General features: G+C 62.5%; 21 protein-coding genes. 6 read left to right on the top strand and 15 right to left on the bottom strand.

Annotated features, from left to right (window positions below; all coding sequences use genetic code 11):
* The first annotated feature begins 167 nt into the window (after positions 1–167).
* Complete coding sequence (locus THECO_RS03025) at positions 168–1,565, top strand: M14 family metallopeptidase (RefSeq protein WP_232427775.1); 1,398 nt, start codon at positions 168–170, stop codon at positions 1,563–1,565.
* Between the two features lie 33 nt (positions 1,566–1,598).
* Here THECO_RS03025 and THECO_RS03020 read toward each other — a convergent pair whose 3' ends face one another.
* The gene (locus tag THECO_RS03020; protein WP_041853766.1) at positions 1,599–3,038 is read right to left on the bottom strand and encodes a S41 family peptidase; all 1,440 of its coding nucleotides are present in this window, start codon (positions 3,036–3,038) and stop codon (positions 1,599–1,601) included.
* A gap of 271 nt (positions 3,039–3,309) precedes the next feature.
* Between THECO_RS03020 and THECO_RS03015 the strand changes: the two genes are divergently transcribed.
* The 3 genes from THECO_RS03015 (at position 3,310) to THECO_RS03005 (ending at position 5,859) form a co-directional block, all read left to right on the top strand.
* A complete protein-coding gene (locus THECO_RS03015; RefSeq protein WP_015253594.1) occupies positions 3,310–4,107 on the top strand; it encodes a Cof-type HAD-IIB family hydrolase in 798 nt (265 codons plus the stop codon).
* A gap of 138 nt (positions 4,108–4,245) precedes the next feature.
* Positions 4,246–4,818 carry a GNAT family N-acetyltransferase gene (locus THECO_RS03010; protein WP_015253593.1) on the top strand — a complete coding sequence of 191 codons (573 nt, stop codon included), beginning with the start codon at positions 4,246–4,248 and terminating at the stop codon, positions 4,816–4,818.
* 81 nt (positions 4,819–4,899) lie between these two features.
* Positions 4,900–5,859, top strand: a complete 960-nt coding sequence (locus tag THECO_RS03005) for an MraY family glycosyltransferase (protein ID WP_408646062.1) — start codon at positions 4,900–4,902, stop codon at positions 5,857–5,859.
* A gap of 86 nt (positions 5,860–5,945) precedes the next feature.
* Here THECO_RS03005 and THECO_RS03000 read toward each other — a convergent pair whose 3' ends face one another.
* The 7 genes from THECO_RS03000 to THECO_RS02970 form a co-directional block, all read right to left on the bottom strand.
* Positions 5,946–6,311, bottom strand: a complete 366-nt coding sequence (locus tag THECO_RS03000; protein WP_015253591.1) for a DUF4383 domain-containing protein — start codon at positions 6,309–6,311, stop codon at positions 5,946–5,948.
* A 95-nt stretch (positions 6,312–6,406) separates the two neighbouring features.
* Positions 6,407–7,033: a YigZ family protein gene (locus tag THECO_RS02995; RefSeq protein ID WP_015253590.1), complete on the bottom strand. Its 627-nt coding sequence runs from the start codon at positions 7,031–7,033 to the stop codon at positions 6,407–6,409.
* A gap of 14 nt (positions 7,034–7,047) precedes the next feature.
* Complete coding sequence (locus THECO_RS02990; RefSeq protein ID WP_015253589.1) at positions 7,048–8,397, bottom strand: glucose-6-phosphate isomerase; 1,350 nt, start codon at positions 8,395–8,397, stop codon at positions 7,048–7,050.
* A 313-nt stretch (positions 8,398–8,710) separates the two neighbouring features.
* Positions 8,711–10,504 (bottom strand): methyl-accepting chemotaxis protein, encoded by a 1,794-nt coding sequence (locus tag THECO_RS02985; RefSeq protein WP_015253588.1) that lies wholly within the window; start codon positions 10,502–10,504, stop codon positions 8,711–8,713.
* Between the two features lie 214 nt (positions 10,505–10,718).
* Entirely contained in the window at positions 10,719–12,734 is a 2,016-nt protein-coding gene (gene tkt, locus THECO_RS02980) for a transketolase (RefSeq protein WP_015253587.1), read from the bottom strand.
* 149 nt (positions 12,735–12,883) lie between these two features.
* Positions 12,884–13,783: a formyltetrahydrofolate deformylase gene (purU, locus tag THECO_RS02975; RefSeq protein WP_015253586.1), complete on the bottom strand. Its 900-nt coding sequence runs from the start codon at positions 13,781–13,783 to the stop codon at positions 12,884–12,886.
* A gap of 67 nt (positions 13,784–13,850) precedes the next feature.
* Positions 13,851–14,981 carry a deoxyribonuclease IV gene (locus tag THECO_RS02970; RefSeq protein WP_015253585.1) on the bottom strand — a complete coding sequence of 377 codons (1,131 nt, stop codon included), beginning with the start codon at positions 14,979–14,981 and terminating at the stop codon, positions 13,851–13,853.
* A gap of 215 nt (positions 14,982–15,196) precedes the next feature.
* Here THECO_RS02970 and THECO_RS02965 point away from each other — a divergent pair, with 215 nt between their 5' ends.
* Positions 15,197–15,634: a DUF2621 domain-containing protein gene (locus THECO_RS02965; protein ID WP_015253584.1), complete on the top strand. Its 438-nt coding sequence runs from the start codon at positions 15,197–15,199 to the stop codon at positions 15,632–15,634.
* Between the two features lie 25 nt (positions 15,635–15,659).
* On the top strand, positions 15,660–16,568 hold the full coding sequence (locus tag THECO_RS02960) for a TIGR01777 family oxidoreductase (RefSeq protein ID WP_015253583.1): 909 nt from the start codon (positions 15,660–15,662) through the stop codon (positions 16,566–16,568).
* A gap of 13 nt (positions 16,569–16,581) precedes the next feature.
* On the opposite strand, the gene THECO_RS02955 is transcribed toward THECO_RS02960, so the two are convergent.
* From THECO_RS02955 to THECO_RS02925, 7 genes are all read right to left on the bottom strand, one after another.
* The gene (locus THECO_RS02955) at positions 16,582–18,378 is read right to left on the bottom strand and encodes a DUF6382 domain-containing protein (protein WP_015253582.1); all 1,797 of its coding nucleotides are present in this window, start codon (positions 18,376–18,378) and stop codon (positions 16,582–16,584) included.
* Positions 18,379–18,431: 53 nt separating this feature from the next.
* Entirely contained in the window at positions 18,432–19,004 is a 573-nt protein-coding gene (locus THECO_RS02950; protein WP_015253581.1) for an A24 family peptidase, read from the bottom strand.
* Positions 19,005–19,080: 76 nt separating this feature from the next.
* Positions 19,081–20,055 (bottom strand): TadE/TadG family type IV pilus assembly protein, encoded by a 975-nt coding sequence (locus tag THECO_RS20360; RefSeq protein WP_015253580.1) that lies wholly within the window; start codon positions 20,053–20,055, stop codon positions 19,081–19,083.
* Positions 20,021–22,387, bottom strand: coding sequence for a hypothetical protein (locus THECO_RS20355; RefSeq protein WP_015253579.1), 2,367 nt, complete (start codon positions 22,385–22,387; stop codon positions 20,021–20,023). The genes THECO_RS20360 and THECO_RS20355 overlap by 35 nt, the downstream gene beginning before the upstream one ends.
* Positions 22,384–23,016, bottom strand: coding sequence for a hypothetical protein (locus THECO_RS02935; RefSeq protein WP_052835810.1), 633 nt, complete (start codon positions 23,014–23,016; stop codon positions 22,384–22,386). Before THECO_RS02935 ends, THECO_RS20355 begins: the two co-directional genes overlap by 4 nt.
* A gap of 58 nt (positions 23,017–23,074) precedes the next feature.
* The gene (locus tag THECO_RS02930; protein ID WP_015253577.1) at positions 23,075–23,284 is read right to left on the bottom strand and encodes a Flp1 family type IVb pilin; all 210 of its coding nucleotides are present in this window, start codon (positions 23,282–23,284) and stop codon (positions 23,075–23,077) included.
* A 29-nt stretch (positions 23,285–23,313) separates the two neighbouring features.
* Positions 23,314–24,177 carry a type II secretion system F family protein gene (locus THECO_RS02925; protein WP_015253576.1) on the bottom strand — a complete coding sequence of 288 codons (864 nt, stop codon included), beginning with the start codon at positions 24,175–24,177 and terminating at the stop codon, positions 23,314–23,316.

Below are 24,177 nucleotides of genomic sequence, written 5' to 3'. Positions count from 1 at the left end.
TGTGTAATATTGCCGGCACGAAATGGCATGATGCCGAAGGATTTCGCCGTTTGACGTCGAATTGAGGTCAATCCGGAGAGCGCGCCGCGCTCTTCTGACTTCAACTTTCGACGAAACGGGGTTCTTCGGCATTGCTGCGTTATTGGGGACTTGTCTTATTGTCTGTCGTGTTGATTTCGGCTTTGCCGGCAGCGGCTGCGGAACCTGCATCGGCCTCGGCATCGCGGCCGGCCGCCGGCGTCGTCAATCCGAAGCAAGTGTATTCGTATGACATCATGGTGCGCGATCTGAAGCAGCTGGAGGAGACCTATCCCGGACTGATCCGTCTGCATGCCATCGGCGAGAGCGAATACGGACGCGATATCTGGGCGGCCGATCTCGGTCTCGGCGACGCGTACGTCATGCTGAACGGCTCCCACCATGCCCGCGAATGGATCACCACCATTCTGATCATGTCCATGCTGGATCATTACGCGCAGGCGTATGTACGGAACGAAACGTGGAACGGCGCGCCGGTCCGCGACTTGCTGCACCGCGTCACGTTCCGGTTCGTGCCGATGGTCAATCCCGACGGCGTCACCCTGCAGCAGTTCGGGCTGTCGGCTTTTCCGGAAGAGGCCCGCGCGGATCTCATTGCCATGAACGGCGGAAGCAGCAACTTCAAAAGGTGGAAAGCGAATGCGAAGGGGATCGACCTGAACCGGCAGTACCCGGCGGATTGGGAGAATATCAACCAGCCGGGATCCGGGCCGTATTACATGAATTACAGAGGCAAGGAACCGCTTGCGGCGAAGGAAGCGCAGGCGATGGCGGAAGCGACGAAGGAGACGAATCCGGAGATCGCCGTCGCGTATCATTCGTCCGGCGAGATCGTCTACTGGCATTTCCATACGAAACCGGAGCATGTCGCCCGCGACCGCGCCATCGCGACCCGGTATGCCGGGATGACGGGCTACCGGCTCGTCCAGCCCGCCGCCAACCCTTCCGGCGGCGGATACACGGACTGGTTCATCCAGTCGTTCGGCCGTCCGGGGCTTACGGCCGAACTCGGCCGCCCGGCCGGCGAGACGAACGTGCCGCTCTCCGAATGGGAGCGGATCTGGCCGCGGCATCGCGATACGGGCTGGATGCTCGCCGGGGAAGCGTACAACTTGTGGCTGGCGCGCCAGACCGCCGCCTACGCGTCCGGCGAGATCCGGCTGACGGCCGCGCAGCCGGCGCACCGCTGGCCGGACCATCGGTCGGCGAAGCTCGGGACGCTCTATCCGGGGCGCTACAAGCTGCTCCGCACGAAAGGCGGCTGGGCGGAGATCGCGACGGAAGCCGGCCCGCGCTGGGCCTGGGCCGGCCGCTCGCCGTCCGGCACGTTCGAGCCGCTCGGCGGCATCCCGGTGCGGCTGGCGCCGGACATGGCGCAGTATTTGTCGCCGCTCGATGCGGCGCCGGCCCCGCAGCCGCTCGATGTGCCGTCGGCGACGGCGCTGGAGCGGTGGAACGACTGGATCATGGTCGTGACGCCGCAAGGCACGCGCTGGGTGAAGGAAGCGGATTTGATCGGGGATTGATCCGCGCCCCGGCCGGCGGATGGGCTGCAGAAATTACTTGCCCTCGATCATCCCGCGCAGCGTGCGCACCGCTTCCTTGAGCTGCGGGTCTTCTTCCTTCAGCTTCGTCCGCAGCCGGTCCATCAGCTTGAACGCCGTGCGGCCGCTGATCGTGCCCGTCGGCGTCAGCCGCTCGTCGCGCTGGAACCGCTCGACCGCCGCGGCCGTCCGCTCGTCGTAGATCCCTTCGGGCTCGCCCGGATCGTAGCCGACCGCTTCCAGCATCCGTTCCGCCGTCCGCACGTCCTGGCCGAGCGAACCTACCTTGAGCACTTCGTCCGTCGGCAGCGCCGGCAGCGAAGCGTAATCCGGCAATTCGACCGCGACATGCGGCTCGATCCCGACATTGTTGATTCTGCCGCCGCTCGGCGTCACCCATTCCGACTCCGTCAGCTTCAGCACCGATCCGTCCTTGAGGGGGCGGAACATCTGCACGACGCCCTTGCCGAACGTCTTCATGCCGACGAGCTTCGCTCCGGCCGAATCGCGCAGCGCCGCGGCCAGCACCTCGGCCGAGCTGGCCGAGCTCTCGTCGATGAGCACGGTGATCGGCTTATCCCACGCTTTGCTCTGCGTCGAGGTGTAGGTAATCCGCCGCTTCTCGTCCTTGTACACCACTTCGAGGATGACCTTGTCCTTCGGAATGAGCCGGCTGGCCACCTCAAGGGTCGAACTGAGCAGTCCGCCCGGATTGGAGCGGAGATCGAGCAGGAGCCCTCTCATGCCTTGCGCGAGCAGCTCGTCGACCGCCTTCCCGAACTCCTTGCCGGTGCCTTCCGCGAACCGCGTAATCTGCACTTTGCCGATGCCGTCCTCCAGCATCTCCGCATAGACCGTCGTAACCGGAATCTCCTCCCGCACGAGCGTCACGTCGAACGGCTCCGTCAGGCCGTCGCGCCTGATGGTGATCGTCACCTTCGTGCCGACTTCGCCGCGCGTCCGGCTCACGAGCTCCTGCATCGACTTGCCCTTCATGGACACGCCATCCACGGCGACGATGACATCGTCCTTGCGGATGCCGGCCTCATCCGCCGGCGCGCCCTTGTAGGCCGACGTGACGACGAACTCGCCGTCTTCCTCGCGGATCTCGACGCCGATCCCGACGATGTGGTCGTCGTACCGCTGCACATACTCCTTGCCCTCTTCCCCGGCATAATAGGCCGAGTAGGGGTCCCGCAGCGACGCCGCCATCCCCTTCGCCGCTCCGTGAATCAGCTCGGAAGAATCGGCGCCGTACAAGTAATCGCTCATGATTTCCCGGTAGGTATAGTCCAGATTGGCAAAAGCGGGATCCTTCAGCATCGGATACCGCTCCATCATCCACCATCTCCCGGCCAGAAAACCCGCGGCGACCGTGACCAGCAGGACCGCCAGGACAACGAGCAGCCCCGCTCCCCGCCGCTTCATCTTCGAATCCGTCTCCATCTTTCGCATCGCTCCGTTCACTCCAGTCGCATACTCCACGATACCGCATTCCGGACATGGCTTCAAGCGAATCCCGGGTTGGACATGATCCAGCATATGCGGCGCGGCGGCGGGACAGAACGTTTTGAAGCGGCAAAACCGGGCGGCGCAAGCTCCATCCGGCCGAGGCTTGCGGCATCCGCATGTTGCCGCGCAAGCCGGCATTGCGCTACAATCGGTCTGACAGATACGGGGCCGGCAAGTTGTGCCGACAGCCCGAAACAAAGGAGCGGGAGAAACCATGTACCGACTGATCGCCATTGACATCGACGACACGCTGCTGACCGACGACGGGCGCATCACGGACGCGACGCGGGCCGCGCTCGCCGAAGCCGTGAAACGGGGCGTCACGGTGACGCTGGCCACGGGCCGGATGTTCGCCTCGGCCAGCCGGATTGCCGAGCAGATCGGGTTGAACGTGCCGATCATCACCTACCAGGGAGCGCTCGTCAAAACGCCGTTCGACGGCAATGTGCTGTACGAGCGGAACGTGCCGGCGGACGCCGCGCGGGAAATTCTGGACTACTGCCGGCGGAACGGCCTGCACTTGCAGCTTTACACGGAAGACGAACTCTACGCGGCCGAAGACAACGACAAGGTTCGGGAATATGCCGAACGTTCCGACGTGCCCTATCGCGTGGAACCCGATCTCGACAATCTGATCGACAGGCCGCAATCGAAAATGCTGATCATCGGCGATCCGGACGAGCTCGACCGGATCGCGGACGAGCTGAGACCGGTTTACAAAGGCCGCGTCCATATCACGAAATCCAAACCGAACTATCTCGAATTCCTCCATCCGGAAGCGACGAAGGGGCATGCGCTTGCCGCGCTCGCCCGCCATGTCGGCTGCACCATGGAGCAGACCATCGCCGTCGGCGATTCCTGGAACGACCGCGAGATGATCGAAGCCGCCGGCCTCGGCGTCGCCATGGGCAATGCGATCGAATCGCTGAAAGCGATCGCCGGCTTCGTCACGAAGACGAACAATGAAGACGGCGTCAAGCACGTCATCGATACCTTCATCTTGAACCGATGAAATCCTGAATTTTCCTTGCCGGCGGCGATGTCTTCGCAGCGCATCCGTAGTATAATGGAAGCGAAGCGGAAGATGTGCCGCCATACTTTTTACGCCGGAGAGAAAACGCTTCCACAATTCCACGCGGAGGTGCTTCCCATGGCCAGATTCACGGTCGACGAACAGACGGAATTGGTGCAGCTGTCCGCGGAGCATGCGGACGAATTGTTTCGGCTCATCGAGGTCCACAGGGAATGGCTGTCGCAATGGTTCGCCTGGCCGGCAGGCGTCCGGTCGCCCCTCGATTCCCTGACGTTCATCCGGCGTCTGGACACGCAATGGAAGGACGACGAAGCCGCAGGATTCGGACTGTTCACGGACGGCAAACTGATGGGCGTCGTGGAGCTTTCGCATCTCGATTCGGCGGACCGCTGCGGACGACTCGGATTTTGGCTCGCCCCGGCCGCCGGCGGACGCGGCCGCATGACGCGAGCCTGCGAGGTGCTCACCGGATGGGCATTCGAGAAGGCCGAGTTGAACCGGCTGGAGATCCGCACGGCCGTGGACAACGCCCGCGGCAGGGCCGTGCCGGAGCGCCTCGGTTTCAAGCTCGAAGGGATCGCGCGCCAGGCGAAACGGCTGGGCGACCGCTACGCGGACGTGGCCATCTACGCCATGCTGGCATCGCAATGGCTGGAAATGAGCCGGCTGGCAAGGCACATCGGATATTGACGCAAAATAGCGAAACTTTTCCATCCCGACAGTCGTCTATACTGTCGGGATTATTTTTTTTACCGGAGATGATTGGGCACAGTGCTATACATACTCGCATTTCTGGTCTCATTCGCCGTCGTCTATCTGCTGATTCCGCCGCTCGGGCGGCTTGCGTTCCGGCTCGACTTCGTGGACAAACCGCGGGAAGGGGTCGAGCGGAAGCTGCACCGCGAGCCGATTCCGCTCACCGCCAGCTACGCCATTTATCTCGGCTTCGCCACCGCCTATCTTATGCTGGCCGAGTGGAACGGCTACGAGACCATGGCCGTGCTCGCCGGCGGCGCGTTGCTGCTTGTCATCGGCACCATCGACGACTGGTACAAAACCCAGGGCCGCGATTTCCCCTCGCTGCCGAAAGCGCTTGTCCAGATAGCGGCCGCCGTGCTCGTCTATCTGTCGGGCATCGAATTTTCCGGCTTCTACAATCCGCTGATCGACGACTATGTGCTGCTGCCCGGATGGCTGCAGTGCGTGCTGACGATTCTGTGGATCTTCGGCGTGACGACCGTCATCAATTTCTCGGACGGCATGGACGGGCTGGCCGGCACGCTGTCCGCCATTTCCGCCGGCACGCTGTTCATCGTCGCCCTCGTGAAGGGGCAGAGCCATTCGGCGATGATGGCAATCATCCTGCTCGCCGCGGCCATTGCTTATCTGAAATACAACAAGCCCCCGGCCAAAATTTTCATGGGCGACGCCGGCGCGACTTTCCTCGGCTTCGTGCTGTCCGTCATCGCGCTCGACGGCGTGTTCAAGCAGGCGACGCTGCTGTCGCTGTTCATTCCGATTCTTGCGCTCGGCGTGCCGATCTTCGACAACCTGTTCGTCGTATTCAAGCGGCTCATCCAGGGCAAGCCGATCTATCAGGCGGATGCCAGCCAGGTCCATTATCGGCTGCTGCGGGCCGGATACAACAATCGGCAGGCGCTGGCGCTGCTCGGCTTGCTGAGCCTCTGCCTCGGCCTGTCATCCATCATTCTGCTGCTGGTAGAGGCTTGAGTATCACATGGGGCAGAAAAAGGCTGTTTCCGCCGCGGGCACCGGAAGTGCCCGGTCCGTCGGAAACAGCCTTTTTTCATCCTGGATCAGCGGTAGGATCTTGCCTCTTGCGCCGATTCCGAGATGACAAAGCCGAAGTACAGCGCGATTGCGCCGACGACGAAATGCAGCGCGTTATCCGCAAGGCCGACGTGCATCAGACCGAACAGATCGCCGGTGAACACGCCGAGCACCGCGAGCAGCAGATAGAAGATGCCGATGACCTGCGAATAACGATACGCATACCCTTCGCCGGACGCCGCCGCAAGGCCGAGCAGCCCGACAATCAGATGAATGACGTTGTGCGCCGCGCCCAGATGGAACAGACCGAACCCGTCCGGATCGATGAAACCGTACAACCCGAGCAGCAGGAATACCAGTCCGGTCAACGCGGCGAATCGTCTGACCGCCATCCCGCATCCCTCCCCATCCCCTTGGTCTTCCATAGAACACTATGCGGGGGACGGGTGAAACATGCCTCGGGCGGCCCTGCCGGGCCGCCTTCCGCTCAGAAATCGTAATATTCGGCTTCGCCGGGCGTGATGGTCGCCCGTCCTTGCGTCAGATCAGTCATCCATGCGATGAACCGCTCCGCTTCGCCATCCTCCGGCAGGCAGACGACGGTGACGCGGTCCGTGAATACCGTGTCGCCGACATGCCAGCCCCGGCTGCGCAGCTCGTTCTCGATCTTGCCGTACCATGTATAGTCGACTTCGACCGACACCTTCCGGCGCAGCACCCGCTCGATCGGCTCCGACGCCTCGATCGCCTGCACGGCGCCTTCGGTATAGGCGCGGATCAAACCGCCGGCGCCGAGCATGATGCCGCCGAAATAGCGGGTGACGACGATCGCCGTATCTTTGAGCTGCTGCGCCTTGATCACTTCGAGAATCGGCCGGCCGGCCGTGCCGCTCGGTTCGCCGTCGTCCGACGATTTCTGGATCTCGTCCCGTTCGCCGATGACGTAGGCGTAGCAGTTGTGCGTCGCGTCCCAATGCTTCTTGCGGATCGCTTCAACGAAGGCGACCGCTTCTTCTTCCGACGTTACCGGCTTGCCGTATCCGATGAAGCGCGATTTCTTGATGACAATCTCCCGCTCGCCTTCGCGGCGGAGCGTACGGTAACGCGCCAGCACAGTCGATCTCCCGCTTACAGGCGCGCTTCGAGGGCTGCCTTCTCCTTCTCGTAGCCCGGCTTGCCCAGCAGCACGAACATATTCTTCTTGTACGCCTCGACGCCCGGCTGGTCGAACGGATTGACGCCCAGCAGATAGCCGCTGATGCCGCATGCTTTCTCGAAGAAATAGACGAGATACCCGAACGTGTACGGGGTCATGTCCTTGATCGTGACGACCAGATTGGGCACGCCGCCGTCCGTATGGGCGAGCAGCGTCCCTTCGAACGCCTTCTTGTTCACGAAATCCATCGTCTTGCCGGCGAGGAAGTTCAGGCCGTCCAGATCCTCCGGATCGCTGCCGATCGTGATATGCTCGGGCACTTCCGCCACCTGGATGACCGTCTCGAACAGGTTGCGCGAGCCCTCCTGGATGAATTGGCCCATCGAGTGCAGGTCCGTCGAGAAATCGACCGACGCCGGATAGATGCCCTTGTTGTCCTTCCCTTCGCTCTCGCCGTAAAGCTGCTTCCACCATTCGGAGAAATAGTGCAGGTTCGGTTCGTAGTTGACGAGAATTTCCGTCGTCTTGCCTTTGCGGTACAGCGCGTTGCGGACAGCCGCGTATTGATAGGCGCCGTTCTCGCGCAGGTCCGGATTCGCGTATTCGTGCGACGCGTCCGCGGCACCCCGCATCATCGCTTCAATGTCGATGCCCGCCACGGCGATCGGCAGGAGACCGACGGCCGTCAGCACGGAATAGCGGCCGCCGACATCGTCCGGAATGACGAACGTCTCGTAACCTTCCGCGTCGGCCAGCTTCTTGAGCGCGCCCTTCGCCCGGTCGGTCGTCGCGTAGATCCGTTTGCGCGCTTCTTCCTTGCCGTATTTCTGCTCCAGTTTCTCGCGGAAAATGCGGAAAGCGATCGCCGGTTCGGTTGTCGTGCCGGACTTCGAGATGACGTTGATCGACCAGTCCTTGCCTTCAAGCAATTGCAGCAGGTGGGCGACATAGGTCGAGCTGATGTTGTTGCCCGCGAACAGCACCTGCGGCCCCTGGCGCTTGTCAGCCGGCAGCATGTTGTAGAAGGAATGCGACAGCATCTCGATCGCGGCCCGCGCGCCGAGATACGATCCGCCGATGCCGATCACGACGAGCACGTCGGAATTTTCCCGGATGCGCGCCGCGGCCGCCTGAATCCGCGCGAATTCTTCCTTGTCGTAATTGACGGGCAGATTGATCCAGCCCAGGAAATCGCTGCCCGCGCCGGTCCCGTTATGAAGCTGGTCGTGCGCCAGTCTGACGGCGTCTGCCAGGTAATCGATCTCATGCTGGCCGACGAACGGCAGCGCTTTCGAGTAATCGAATGTTACGGCTTTCGACATTTCCTTTTCCTCCCGATTCCGTCTGGATAATGGCAGCCGATGCCGGATCGGCCGCCTGTCCCTGCAACCAAAACCTAACCACTAGAATACTGGATTTTACAACCGAACTCAAGGAAAACGGTCACGCCTGCCTTCCCGGGAGGCATTACCGTTTTTGCGGCGTGATATAGGCACGGTTTATGATCGCCGGACGATCCCGCAGCCCGCGCGGGGAGCGCGGCAGCACAAATGAAGCCCCGGACGGGCAAGGAACGCGGGCCGTTCCTCCCCTCACCGGGGCCTGTCAGCTTTGCGTGCCGGCATTCGCCGGGCATTACCGCCGGAACTTGCCGATCAGCATCTCCATTTCCTGCGCCAGGTGGGCCAGATGCTGGGACGAAGCGGACATTTCTTCCATCGTCGCGAGCTGCTCCTCCGTCGCCGCGGACACCTGCTCGGTCTCCGATTGGGTGGAGTCGCTGATGGTGTGCAGTTCCGTGATCATTTTCTCGATCTGGTCCGCGCCTTCCGCCATCGACTGCGCGGCGAGCGTTGCGGCCCGCATCTGCTCGGCAAGCCGGGCAACCGCTTCTTCGATCTGTCCGAACGATTGGTCCGCTCTTACGACGGCCGCCCGTCCCTCGTCCACGCGTTCTTTCGTCAGATCCATCGACTGCACGGCTTGCTGCATATGCTCCTGCACATCCGCGATGATACGTTGTACGCTCTTCGCGGCCTCAAGCGATTGTTCCGCCAGCTTGCGCACCTCGGAGGCGACCACCGAGAAGCCGCGGCCGTGCTCGCCCGCTCTGGCCGCTTCGATGGATGCGTTGAGCGCCAGCAGGTTCGTCTGTCCGGCAATATCGGAGATGGCGCGCGCAATTTTCTCAATTTGCCCGGATTGTTGTTCAAGCAGACGGATCGACGCGGAGAGCTGCTCCACGGATTGCTGGATTTCATCCATCGACGCGGACGCCTGCTGCATCGTGCGGCTGCCGTCCCGCGCAATGTCCGACGTTTCAAGCGCGCTGTCCGCCGCCGCCCGCGTTTTGCCCGAGACATCCGATGCCTGTTCATTGATCCGCCTGGTCGCTTCGAGTCCGCCCGCCACCTGCTCCGCCTGGCGGCCCATGCCGGAGGCAACCTCCTGCATCGACGTAGCGATGACTTCGCTCGCCTTGCCCGTCTGCTCGGCGCTGGCGGTCAACTGCTGCGAAGATGCGGCAAGCTGCACCGACGTATCGCCGATGCGGCGGATGACGTCGCTCATATCGTCCATCATCTTGTTGAAGGAAGCGGACAGCCGGCCGAGCTCATCCCGCGAGTCGAGCGCGATGCGGCCGCTCAAATCTCCGTCGGCGGCGTCGGCCATCAGTTTCTGCAGCTCCGACATCGGCTTCGTGATCAGGCTCGATACCCGCAGCATGAGCCCGCCGTTGATGAGCAGACCAAGCAAAATGATCACGATCATAATAATGATCGCAATATTCATTCTGTGCTGAATGTCCCTGTTCGCCTGGACGGCTTGCTGCATGCTGATGTCCGTAATTTCATTCAGCAGCTGGTTCTTCTGTTCCAGCAGCGAGGAAGCCTCGCGGTTGAAATACGCGATCGCCGAAGCCTGTTGGCCGCTCGACGCCAGTTGCTCGGCTGTCGTGCGGCGATTCGAATACTGGAGATCAATCGCCTCGATCCGCTCGATCCGATCGCTCTCCGCCTTGCCGACTTCCGTCGACTTCAGCTCTTCCATGACTTCCCTGAAACGTTGGCCGTGTTCTCTTACACTGCCGTATGCAATCTCCCGGGCATCCTCGTCCGTCGCCATCAGATACCGGTAGGAATCCACCTCGATGGCTTGGCCGATGATCGCCGCTTCGTTCGCCAAATCAATCGTCTTGATGTTGTCCGACGCCAGCCTCTCGATCTGGGCATTCATGAGCGTCATGGTGATGAATCCCGCCAAACCGATGCACAACATGAAGATCGTGCTTGACACCAGAATGACCGTCAGCTTGTGGCGGACGCTCACGTGCCGGAGAAAACCGAGCTTCAGCAATTGCGGTAACTTTGCCTTGCCGATGACTTTCTTTGCTGTTTCGTCTGCAGTTCCGTCGAATTTTTTCGCCATTCTTGAAGTCCTCCTACCCAAAGTTATCGACGGCCATGAACGCGCGTTATACGACTTTTTTATCGGATCGCCGGGCGCAGAAATCAAGATTTTGTATGAAAATCGTAGGATTGTGTAAAAAAAATCGTATGGAATTTGAGGAATTGTTAAATGCGAGCATGAAAAAAGTCCCGCAAAAGCGGGACTTTCAATCGATATCGGGGATGCTTGCGGCTCAGAGGAGCGACTTCACCTTGGCGACGACGTTCTCGACCGTGAAGCCGAACTCCCGGATGAGCCGGTCGCCCGGCGCCGAAGCGCCGAACGTGCTGATGCCGAGCACCGCACCCTTCTCGCCGACATAGCGCTCCCAGCCGAACGGATGCGCCATCTCGACCGCGAGGCGCGCCTTCACGTCCGGCAGCAGCACGGAATCGCGGTACGCCTGGTCCTGCTTGTCGAACAGATCCCAGCTCGGCATGCTGATCACGCGGACGCCGATCCCTTCTTCGGCCAGCGCCTTCGCCGCCGCAACCGCGAGCTGCACTTCGGAACCCGTCGCGATGATCTGCGCGGCCGGCTTGCCGTTCGGCGCATCGCAGATGACGTAAGCGCCGCGCTCGACGCCCGTGCGCGCCAGCTCGGCCGTGCCTTCGATGATCGGCAGGTTCTGGCGGGTCAGCACCAGCGCCACCGGATTCGACCGGTTCTTGACCGCGTAGCGCCATGCGGCGGCCGTTTCGTTCGCATCGGCCGGACGGATGACCGTAAGATCCGGAATGACCCGGATCGAGGCGAGCTGCTCGATCGGCTCGTGGGTCGGCCCGTCTTCGCCGACCGCGATGCTGTCGTGCGTCAGGACATAGACGACCGGCAGCTTCATCAATGCCGCCAGTCGGACGGCCGGACGGAGATAGTCCGTGAACACGAAGAAGGTGCCGCCGTACACTTTCAGGCCGCCGTGCAGCGCGATGCCGTTCATCGCGGCCGCCATGGCGAACTCGCGCACGCCGAAGTAAATGTTGCGTCCGTCGTAGCTGCCCGGCTTATACACCGGCAGTCCTTTCAGGTGCGTCATCGTCGAGCTTTCGAGGTCGGCCGAACCGCCGACCAGATTCGGCACGCGCTTCGCCAGCGCGTTGAGCGCTTCGCCGGAAGCGACGCGCGTCGAGACCGCCTTGCTGCCGTCATAGACCGGCAGATCGGCGTCCCAGCCATCCGGCAGTTCGCCGGCGGCAGCCTGCTCGAACTGCTTGCCGAGCTCCGGATGCGCCGCCTTGTACGCTTCGACGAGCTTGTTCCACTCCGCGTTCGCCTGCTCGCCGCGCGCCTTCACCTGCGCGAAATGGTCGCGCACTTCCTGCGGCACATGGAACTCCGATTCCGGGTCCCAGCCGTAGAATTGCTTCGTCAGCTTCGCTTCATCCGGACCGAGCGGCGAACCGTGCGGGCCGCCGTGGCCGCCTTTGCCCGCCTTGTTCGGGCTGCCGTAGCCGATGACCGTCTTCACTTCGATCAGCGTCGGTTTCGACTTCTCGGCCTGCGCCGCCTCGATTGCCTTCGCCAGCGCCGCCAGATCGTTGCCGTCCTCGACGCGCAGCACCTGCCAGCCGTAAGCTTCGAAACGCTGCGCCACGTTCTCGGAGAACGCCAGATTCAGCTCGCCGTCCAGCGAGATGTCGTTCGAGTCGTACAGCACGATCAGCTTGCCCAGCTTCAGGTGGCCGGCAAGCGAAGCCGCCTCGCTCGCGACGCCTTCCATCAGGTCGCCGTCGCCGCAGATCGCATAGGTGTAATGGTCAATGACCGGATAGCCTTCGCGGTTGTACGTCGCCGCCAGCTGCGCTTCGGCCATCGCCATGCCGACGGCCATGCCGATGCCCTGGCCGAGCGGACCGGTCGTCGCGTCGACGCCCGGCGTATGGCCGTATTCCGGGTGCCCCGGCGTCTTCGAGCCCCATTGGCGGAAATTCTTGATTTCCTCGAGCGGAAGATTATAACCGGACAGATGAAGCAGCGCATAGAGCAGCATGGAACCGTGGCCGGCCGACAGCACGAACCGGTCGCGGTTGATCCAGGACGGATTGGACGGGTTGTGCTTCATCGTGCGGGCGAACAGTTGATAACCCATCGGAGCGGCGCCCATGGGCATGCCCGGATGCCCGGACTTCGCCTTCTCGATCGCGTCGATCGCCAGTGTGCGGATCGTGTCAATCGACAATTGATCGATGGATTTCTGCGTAACCGACATTGCGTTTCCTCCCATGTCTCTTCCGTGTGCCGCGGCGCTCCCGAAACGTGCGGGCGGCAGCGTTTTCTCAGAACAATTTTCAAATATTGTATCATTTGCCCAGTCGGTTTTCCACTTTCACCATTGGCGGTGCGCCGGGCACGCGGCCATCAGTTGAACACGACCGTCTTGTTCTGGAATACGATGATGCGGTCCTCGAGATGCCATTTCACCGCGCGGGCGAGCACCGTCCGCTCGATGTTCCGGCCGATCCGCTTCAGGCTGGCGACGTCGTCGCGGTGCGACACCCGCTGCACGTCCTGCTCGATGATCGGACCGCCGTCGAGCTCCTCCGTCACATAGTGGGCCGTGGCGCCGATGATTTTCACCCCGCGGTCATAGGCTTGCTGGTACGGTTTCCCTCCGACGAACGCCGGCAGGAACGAATGGTGAATATTGATGATCCGATTCGGGAAATACTCGATGAACCGCGGCGTAATGATCTGCATGTAGCGCGCGAGCACGATCAGATCGACCTTGCCCTCGTGCACTTTCTCGAGCTGCAGCCGCTCGGCTTCGGCTTTCGTCTCCGGGGTGACCGGGATATGGTGGTACGGAATGCCGAACGATTCGACGAGCTGGCGCATGTCCGGATGGTTGCTGATCACCATCGCGATCTCGGCGTCCAGATCGCCGGCCTGCCATTGCCAGAGCAGCTCCAGCAGGCAGTGGTCTTCCTTCGAGACGAAGATCGCGATCCGCTTCTTCCGGCTCGCCCGGAAGATGTGCCATTTCATCTCGAACCGGTCGGCCACGCGGACGAAATCTTCCTGCAGCTTCGGCAGCTCCCGGTCCAGGTCCTGGAGGTCGAACTCGAAGCGGATGAAGAACATGCCGCCGTCCGGATTCATCGTGTATTGGTCCGACGACACGATGTTCGCGCCGTGCTCGTACAGGAACTGCGACACCGCGGCGACGATGCCCGGACGGTCCGGGCACGAGATCAGCATCCGCGCCCGGTTGGCGCTCCTTTCAATCGGATGTTGAGGCTTGTAGACATTCTGCTGCATGCTTAGTACTTCCTTCCGTTCGTATGGTCATGAAAGCCGGGTCGGGGCTTAAAAAGCGTTCAAGCGGTCACGCTTCTTTCAGAAGCTGCTTGCCGGCGAACCAGGCGGTCAGCCGGTGGTTCACCGCTTCCTCCGTCAGATCTTCCGGCAGCACCCGGTTCTCGATCACCAGGTCATACAGCCGGTCCATCGGCTCGCGCGGATCGGCCTTTTTCGCCTTGGCGTCGTTCTTCAGCGTCTCCCAGACCGAGAGCACGTACGTCCGCCCGTCGATCGCTTCCTTGTCGAAGAAATGGTGCAGCCGCTCCACATGATCGAAGAAGTCTTCGCCGAAGCGCTCCCTCGCGTCGCCGCGCAGCAGCGCGATCTCGGCTTCGTACATCGGCCGGGATTTCTTGCTGTCCTTGCCGATCCACGGCGTCTCGAGGATGAACGGCCGTCCTTCGAGCAGCTCGTGATGGACGACCCGCTTGATCGCCTCGTAGCCGAGGTAGCCGGCGCCGACCGGCGCATGGCGGTCTTTCGCCGCGCCGCGCGGGTTTTTGGAGTCGTTGATGTGGACGACGGCCACGCGGTCCAGCCCGACGACACGATCGAACTCGCGCAGCACGCCGTCGAGATCGCCCACGATGTCGTAACCGGCGTCGTGCATGTGGCACGTGTCCATGCAGACCGACAGCCGGTCGTTGTCCTTCACCTTGTCGATGATGGCGGCGATCTCCTCGAACGTGCGGCCGATTTCGGTCCCTTTGCCGGCCATCGTTTCAAGCGCGATCTTCACGTTCAGCCCTTCCGTCCCGGCCAGCACTTCATTCAGGCCTTCCGCGATCCGGGCGATGCCGTACTCCGGGTCCTTGTCCGTGTACGCGCCCGGGTGCAGCACGATATGATCGACGCCGATCACGTGCGTGCGGCGGATCTCCTCCTGCAGAAAACGGACCGCCAGCTCGAACGTGTCGTCCTTGTACGAGCCCAGATTGATGATATACGGCGCATGCACGACGATCTCGTCGATGCCGCTCTCCTTCATGAGCGCCTTGCCCTCTTCGATGTACAGATCTTCAATCGGCTTCCGCCGCGTATTCTGAGGCGCGCCTGTATAGATCATGAACGAACTGGAGCCGTACGACACCGCTTCCTCGGTCGCCGTCACAAGCCCCTTGTCCGAAAAAGACACATGCGAACCGATCTTGAGCACCTTTACCCCTCCCGACAGCACATTTCCTACTATTCTAACAGAATCGGCCGGCGCTTGAAAGACAAGCCGCGCGAGACCCCGTTGGCAATGTGAGGCGCAAGGCTTGCCCGAGCCCCGGCTGGAATCCCCGGCAGCCGGACCGGCCGTTCAAGGAATCGTTGTTCGAAAATCGCCGGCCGGTGCGGTATAATGATCGGGAGAGGTGACGGATCAAGATGGGCAATGTCCATAACGGGTTCATGTATTTCATCTTATTCTGGGCGGTCGTCCTGGTCGTCTCCATGGCGATCGGCGGCTACTTCATGTTCCGCAAATTCCTCAAGATCATGCCGAAGCAGGACGGCATGTCGAAGCTCGACTGGCAGAATTACTGGGTCGAGAAGAGCCGGCCGCTGTGGACGGAAGAGTCGAAGGCATTCCTCGATCTGCTCGTATCGCCGGTGCCGAAACCGTTCCGGGACATTGCGAAACATTCCATCGCCGCGGAGATCGGCAAGATCGCCGTCGAGAGCGGCGCTTCCGAAGTGACGCGGGAACACTGCATCGAAGGCTACATCAAGGCGACGCCCAGGCGCGACTACCGCAGCCTGATCTCGTTCCTCGACAAGCACGGCATCGATTACAGTCCGTACCGGCATTTGTTGAAATCCTGAAGATCGCTCGGGGGAGGCGTCGGACATGCGCGTGGCGGTTACCGGCGGCACCGGTTTCATCGGCGGTGCGCTCGTTCGGGCGCTGCTTGAACGGGGAGACGAAGTCCGGGTGGTGACCCGGAAGCGGGGACGGCTCAAGCTCCGTCACCCGAATCTGACGGAATCGACATGGGATGAATTGACTGAACGGCCTGAATTGCTGGAAGGAACGGACGCCATCGTCAACCTGGCGGGGGAGACCATCAATCAACGGTGGACGCAGGCCGCGAAAGACCGGGTGCTTCGGTCGCGGATTGACGCGGCTGACGCCGTGGCGGGATGGGTGCGCGCCATGCGGGACAAGCCGGTCGTCGTGAACGCGTCCGGCATCTCGTATTACGGCATGTCCGAGACGGACACGTACGACGAGCGGAGCCCGGGCCGGGTGACCGACTTCCTGTCCGCCGTCACGAAGGAATGGGAGGAAGCGGCGGACCGGATTCCCGCCCGGCGGCTCGTCAAGCTGCGCGTCGGCCTTGTCCTGGGCGCGGATGGCGGCGCTTTCCCGCTGATGGCGCTGCCGTACCGGCTGTTCGTCGGCGGCAGGGTCGGCAGCGGCCGCCAGTGGATTTCCTGGATCCATATCGAGGACATGACGCGGCTCATCCTGTTCTGCCTCGACAACGAGCATGTATCGGGGCCGATCAACGGATCGGCGCCGGAACCGGTGACGAACGACCGGTTCGGCCGGGCGGTCGCCGCGGCGCTTCGTCGGCCGCACTGGTTCCCGGTGCCCGCGTTTCTGATGCGCCTCCTGTTCGGCGAGATGGCCGTACTCCTGCTCGAAGGGCAGCGGGCGCTGCCGGCCGCGGCGCTGGAAGCGGGCTTCACCTTCCGCTACCCGACCATCGACGAAGCGGTGCGGCATCTGCTCGGCCACATTGTAAGAAAGTAAAAAATGCCCGGCATCAACCGCTCTTCCGCAGCGTATATTTCGGCCCGTCCGGTCCGGCAAGCCGAAACGCACCGCCGTCTTGCAGCAGGTATTCCTTGTACGGCACCATGATCTCGCCGCCGAGCAGCGTTCCGTTGCGCGAGGCGAGATCTTTTATTTTCACGTCGGTACCGTCGCACTCGATCTCCAGATGCGCGCGCGATACGCCTTCCGCCGTGTCGACGATCCCGGCATGCGTTTCCGAACGGCCGATGACCGTAATGCCGGGCTCGACGGGGATGCGCCGATGCTGCCCTTCATGCTCGCGCACCAGCCAGAACTTGCCGCCCTGACGTTCCCGCCCGTCCTGATGGAGCAGGACGGTCTCATCCGCCAGCAGCCCCGTTTCTTCGTCCGCCGTTCCGACGCCGATCATTCCCGGGCTTCCCTCCGCTTCCATGCCTTCCGGCAAGCGGGAAAACATTCCCGCTCCAATGCCTCCGGACGTACCCGATCCTCCGGTTGCCGCATGAACCGCAAACGCAGCATCCGATGCCTGATGATTGTCCCGCGCAAAATCCGCCAGCCAGGGAAACCGCAGTTCGGCGGCATCGTTCCGGATCCCGGCGTCATCCGATCGGCCGCCGGATTCCGCATCCGGCCGCCAGGCTTCCGGATCGCCGATGCCGCCGGATGCGCCGGCGGATGGCGAGTCATCAAGCGGCCCGTGATTTCTGGCCGCCAGCCGCTGCCACAGCAGGAACAGCCCGCCCGCGGCAAGCAGCGTGGCGCCCAGGCTGATCAGCAGGCGGTCCGTGCCCGGCGACGGCAGATAGATGTACCGCCAGATCAGCGCGACAGCCAGTATGGCGCCGGACGCCGACAACCAGCGCGCCCTTCCCGCGTCGCGGATGCGGCCCGTCGTCCCGGGCCATTCCCGGTCGTCAAACATCGACGTCTCCGGTGGCGGGGTATCCGCCGGTTCTTCGCGTCTGATGATCTTGCCGAGCAGGTCGAACCGGTTCTTCGCCGGTCCGTCCGGCTGTTCCCCGTCATCCGCCGTCGCGTGCCATTCAATGGCTTCACCGGTCCGGTTATCCGCATGATCCGGCGCATGGACAACCCCCGGGGCCTGCGGGCAATCCGACCGTTCCGCAACGTGCGGCGCGCTGTTCTCCGGTTTCATCAGGCTTGAGGCCGGATGTGCATATGGGGTTGCCCGCGGGTTGTCCGCATTCGGTGAACCGGACGCGCCCCGCGGCTCCGAAACCAGCAGCTGAAGCAAACCGACGCGCAATTTGGACCAGGAAGCAGGCGGGTCATCCAGCAGACGGAGCATGGTCTGCACGACTTCCCCGTCCACACGCTCCACTTTGCCCATGAGTCTGACCGCAAGGCCGAGCAGTTCTTCCCGAATCGGCTTCTTCGCGTGCGGTTCGCGGAGCGGGATATACGTCAGCGCAACATCGCGCCAATCGCCGCCGATAAACAGAAACTTCTCTTCCAGCAGGCAGCACGACTCCCGGAGCAGGTAGTGCCCGCAGTTGTCCAGCGCTTCGACGATGCCCAGCATGAGGCTGATATATTCATTCATCCCGAACGAGCCGGTGATCAGCCAATGCGAAAGCAATTTCCGGCCGTCGATCGCGTAGCGGAACGTCACGCTTCCGTCCATCTCGAACCAATCGACGGCGAGCAGCCCGGGCGGCCGCTCGGCCTGCAGCATTTGCAGGTCCACTTCATCCAGATCCGCGCGCGCAAATGGCGGATCACGGCGGATGATCATTTCGTGGCCGCGCTGCATGGCAAAATCGACTTGAATCCGTTCCATCTCGCACTCCTTTCCCGCCGGTCATCCCCGTTTCCCGACGATCTTGGGCGTCTTCACCATAACCATGCCGCAATCGCCCCGGGGATCACCGCGATCATGAACGGAAACCGGCATTTCCGCACGCCCGCATTCCGTCCGGTCTCCGGCGAAGATTCTGCGCCGTCTGCCGCTTCGTCTTCTCGCAGCAGATTCCAGCGCACGGCTCTGTGCCTGCCGATCATCAGGCACAGCAACCCGTAAGCTCCGGCCGCCAGGACGGCATAAATGGCGCAATCGATCGTCTCCCGCGCGCCGATCCAGCTTCCGAGCGCAGCAAACAGTTTGACGTCGCCGCCGCCGACGGCTCCCAGACGGTGCAGCAGCAGCATCAGCGCAAATCCCGCCCCGGCTCCCGCGCATGCGGTCAGCAGCCCCTGTCCTGCCGCTTCCAACGCGGCGAGCAGCCAGGGCCGGGCATCCGGCGCCGCATCGTTCAACCTGCTCCAGACCCTTTCCGCCATATGGAATAATCCCCCGGCGGCCAAGGCGGCGAAATTCAGCCGGTTCGGAATGCGCATCGTCCGGATGTCGCTGACGAACGCGGCCGTCAGCAGAATCGCCGCTCCCGCGGCGCCCAAGTACATCATGCATCCCTCCCATTCTGTTGGTTCTCTTCCCAAGCTTTCCTGAACGAATGTCAGATCTCCATGCCTGCGCCTGCTGTCATTCCCCCGCACTGCCGGCCTTCTGCACAATGAAAAAGCTGTGCGCTTTCGCGCCGTCCTCCGAGGTCACCTCGAGTTCCCACACGCCGGGCGTCGTATTGCCCGATACGTGCCACTCCCAGGTCACGATGCCGTGTTCGTCCGCCGTCTTCTCGCCCAGATTTTTCGCCTTGCTCTTTCCGCTCTTGTACCAGACCTCCAGATTCAGCTTCGCATTCGGCTTGCCGATCGCGGTCAGCTTCGCTTTCCGGCCCGGACGAAGCGGCGAAGGCTCGATCGAGACGATGACGACCCTGTCCGATCCGTCCCCGTCTTCCGGATGCGTCGGCGCCGGAGCCGGATCGGCGACCCAGACGCGCTCTTCGGCGTCCGCCGAGAGCGTCACATGCGAGCCTGTGAACGGCAGAGCCAACGGAAAATCGTAGGCAAGCCGGACCCGGAAAAACTCCTCGCCGCTTTTCGAAAAATCGGGCAGTGACAGCCTGGTAACCCGGATGCGGTCGGGATCTAGCGCCGATTCCGCAGCCAATTCACGGATCAACGGACCGAAGACAGCCTCGCCGATCGGCGCCGCCGCGATGTCGGCTGCCGCATTCCAGTCCCCCCGCAATGCCGCTTCAAGCAGCGGACCCGCCGGTTCCGGCAGATTGCCCGCAAGTTCGCCGGCCAGAAGACCGAGCCCGGACGACGCGGGCCGGCTTTCGGATGATCGGCCTTCCGATCGGGAAGACGGCGCGCCGCTCTTGGATTGGAGGACCTGCTGAATCGGGTACATGTGCGCGGCCGTCAGCCGAGCGGTCTGGGCCGCGGCATCTTGCAGCGCCATCTGCGTCATCGCCATTCGGATGATGGCGATGAGGAGGATGAACGTCATCAGGAAGACGGGCATGATCAGCGAAGCTTCAACCGTAACGCTTCCCCCGGTGTCGGATGACGGCTCAATACGACGACCCGGCAGCCACCGTGCTCTCATAGCGGCCGCCCACAACCTTTCCTTGTAAAATGCCGCCGGAAGCCAGCATCTTCATCACTCCCGGCAGAAACCACAGATTGACCGACACGTCCGCGCGCCCGGTCAGCGATGTCGGCATCCCGGACAGCCGGTAGCCGGTCCTGTGCTCGATCAACGCTGCAACACGGGCAAGCTTCTCCGCTTTGCCTCCGTGAATGAGCAGGAACAAGCGCAGATAGTCCCGGTATGTAATGTCGATCTTCAGCCATTTGGACAGCTTCGTTTTGCCGGTATGGATCAACTCGGTCATGTCCATCAGCGCATGCTCCAGACTGTACGCCACCGCCGCGGCAAAAACGACCAGCGGATGGCCGAACTTGCGGCACTCCACCAGCCCTTCCATCAGGCGGATGGCGGTGCGGACGGCGAAGATCTCCCCATAGGCGGCGGCAATATTTCCCGCCGGTCTGTGGATGCCGTACAAAATGTACTCCACTTCCTGATTGGAAACGGACAATAAAAGATCGCCTGCGTTGCCGCCGTTCGTACCGCCTGTCGAACCGCCCGTTCCGGATGATGTCTGCGAAACCAACCCGGACAAATTTTGCGGGCGGAAATGTTCGAACCGCGAAGCGGCGTACTCGTTCAGGTAAAGTTCGTCCCGCAGATCCGCCGATACGCTTTCCAGCAATCCGAACAGTCCGGCCGCTTCGCCCGCCGCGTTCTTCGCATATTCGCCGCTTTCATCGTTCAGGCCGGCATTCGAACCGCCCGAGGGCGAGGAGGATGCCTCGTTGAGCGCGAGGCTTGCCTCATAGCGCTTGCGCACCCGCTCGAACTCCTTCGCGGCTTGCTCGTCGTAAGGCAGCTGCGCGATCTGCAGCAGCAATTTCGCAGCCTCGCCGCGTTTCGTCTCGGATTGGCGCTCGAATTCCTGCCGTTGATTGTCCGCGGCATTCAATTCGGCGATCGCCTGAGCGCGCGCCGCGATAACGTTGCCGGAGCCTGCGCCATCCGCACCGGAATACTGCGAGGCATAGGCCTGGTAGCCGCGGAACAGTTTGTCGACAGCGGCCTCCAGCGCCGATGCATTCCGGGTATCCGGGCTTGCGAGCGCCTGCGCGGCGGCCGATTCGAACAGGCCGGCTTGCGGCTGCAGACCGGCCGCGGCCGCATCCTGCACGGCCAGTTCCCGGCGGTAATCTTCGAACCAGCCCGCGTCAAGCACCAGCCGGGACGCATCCTCCAGAATGGAACGAATTTCGCCGGCCGCCTGTCCCGTCCCGTCTTCCGCGGCCGCCGGGTTTCCGGCTCCGCTCTGCCCAGCCGTCCGCAGCATGTCAGCCATCCGCTCATTGTCGGCCGCGGCGGCATCAACGGCTTGCCGGGCGGCGGCGATCGCCCGTGCGTGCTTGTCCGCAGCCGTACGAGCCGCCTGCATCAGACCGGCCGCCGTTTCCCTTGCGGACCGTTCATACGCCGCGATCTCGGCGGCGTAGCTCGGTCCGAGATCGGGCGGCGGAATGACCGGAGGCGATGCGCATCCGTTGTCCGTGCCGCTCGCTCCGCCTCCGCATGCGGCCTGCCACTGCCTCAGCAATTCTTCGGTCTGCCTCTGCCATTCGGCTTCCCTCGCCCTGCGCTCGGCTTCCGCCCGAACCCATGCGACGTAATTGCCGTATCCGCTTGCCGCAGCGGCGGCGGTATTCCCTCCCCCCGAACCTGACGGGTACGGAATCAGGGCTGCCATGCCCGAGGACGCCGCAGCCGCGGCCGCTTCTTTCTGGTTCCGGAGCGCTTCCTCCAGATGGCGCTGGCGGCTGTCGAACAGCTCTTGCAGCCGCTTCATCGTATCCGCCGCATGCGCGGCTTCCTTGAGGCCGGGAGAGATCACTTGGAATCGTTCCGCCAATTCAAGCGTGAAATCAATCGGCGCCTTGTACTTCATTTCCTCGAGGATCTGCCGCTCGAGTACCGCGTGAAGGCCCAGCGTATCTCCCGGCGACACCTCGCCGGAAGTCATGTCCGTCCGCAGCAGCTTCAAACCGCGGTCCGTATTTTCCGGCTTCATGGCCGCCGTCACGACACGGTTGAAAATTTCTCCGCTGTCCGTTCCGCCTCGCGCGAACAGGCCGTATCGTTCGTACAGCGTGCCGTCATACGCGGACAATGCGGACCGGACGCCGGAATAGACGGCAGACTCCGCCAGCCGTTCGAAGGCGGCGATGCGGGCGAAATCGATCAGCACCGCCATGCACAAGAACAAGGCGGCCGTTATGCCGATCAGAAACACGTTGACCGAGCCGTCCCGGCTGTTCCACAGCGCCGCGCCTTTGAACCGCCGGCGTTTCATCCGCTTCCTCTCCCCTTGTCAGCATGCTTCCGCAGAATGCCGCCGGCTTTCGCCCGCTGCTCCGCTCCGCCCGAGCCGATGCCGAAACGATCCGCGTAATAACGAACGAGATCAACCGTGCGGATCAGTTCGACGGGGTCGGACACCGGCGCAGCAGCGGAAGCGCGAATACCCGCTATCCCGGTAAGCCGTGCAGCTCCCGCCGGAATATCGAACGTCTCGAGTTCCACCGCCACCCGCTTCAACACCAGCTGCCGGCGGTAGGCCGCCTGTCCGTTGTACTTCTCCGGCACGCGGCCCGCTCCGTTCAGCAGCTTGGTTGTAATGAGACCGTCCTGCCGCCTTTCGCTCCCGACGTTCGCCGGCAAATCGATCACGGCATCTTCCGACGCATCGCCGCCCAGGTTGAAGATTGACTGCAACATTCTGTCGTCCGTCAACCGCCAATACAGCGGATCATAGCTGCCGGTCGGAGCAACGCCGGTGACCGGGTCGCGATGGCTGTTGTCCCAGCGGAAGGCAACTCTCTCCGCCGCGGCGGAAGCCGAGTGGTAGAGCAGCACCCGCTCGTGGATGATCATCGCCCCGAACAGCAGCGCCAACACGGCCAGGAACACGGCCGGGAACACGACCGTTGATTCGACCGTGAAGCTGCCGGATTCGGATCGAACGAGCGGGATTGGCCGTTTATTTTTTGTAATTGAACATATCATTGGAAGTCGTTTCCGCTTTGTTCATCAAATTCTTTACAAAGGAGAGCAACTGATCCCTGAAAATAATCGCCACGATGATGACAACGGCGATGATCATAATCATTTCGACCACGCCTGCTCCATCCTCGTCGCGCAGCAACTTCTCGGCACCGCGGCGCAGCGGATTCCATAGCGACATCAACATCAGACATTCCTCCCGTTGAAATTACAGATTTATTGGAAGCCCAAAATTGCCGGCGATCCGATGATCAACATCAGCACGAAGAAAATGAGCACCAGCGGCAGCGACAGCTTCGATACCGCTTCTTCCCCTTTCGTTCTTGCGATGCTTTTGCGCTTCTCCCACAGGTTGAACGACAGTTCCCGCAGGGCGTGAACGAAATCGGAACCGCCTTTCCGGTATTGAAGCAGCAGCGCCGACGTCAGGACGGACGCTTCCTGGACGCCGACCCGCCGCGCGAACCCGTCCATCGCAAGCTGGAACGATTCGCCGTTCTGAATCGCGTACATCGCCCGCTTCAGTTCCCGGTACAACGGATGTCCGTCTTCCCCTTCCCTGGCGCAGCGAAGCAGCGCGTTCTGCAGCGACTCGCCGGCGCCGACGAGCAGCATGAGCACGGAGAGCAGTTCGGGAAGTTCCCGCAGCACGGTGCGGCGCTGCTCCTCGACCTGCCGCCTGAGCGACCGGATGTTCGATACCGGCAGGAGCACCGCAACCACCAACCCGACCGGCAGCACGTCCGTCGCGCCGGATACAAGCGCAATGCAAGCTGTCAGACCGGCCGCCGCTAATCCCGTTCCAACCGCGCGCGACAGATAACGGCGTGATTCCGCGAACGTGGGCGCCCGTCCGCTGATCCGCTGCAGGTCGGCATGTACGGCGGCAAGCAGCGATTGGACCGCGGCCAGCCGGCTCACCCGCTCCAGGATCAGCCGCTCGACCGGTTCGGCGAGGAGCAAGTCCTTCCAATCCCGCTTCTTGCGCCCGGCAGCACGCGCCTCCCGCAGCGCCGGGAGCAGCGGAATCGCCGTCATGATCAGCCAGCAGCCGGCGATGAGCAGCGCCAAAACCCGCAT

It is taken from the genome of Thermobacillus composti KWC4, assembly GCF_000227705.2.
Taxonomy (GTDB): domain Bacteria; phylum Bacillota; class Bacilli; order Paenibacillales; family Paenibacillaceae; genus Thermobacillus; species Thermobacillus xylanilyticus.
This window is presented reverse-complemented; position numbering and strand designations above follow the sequence as displayed.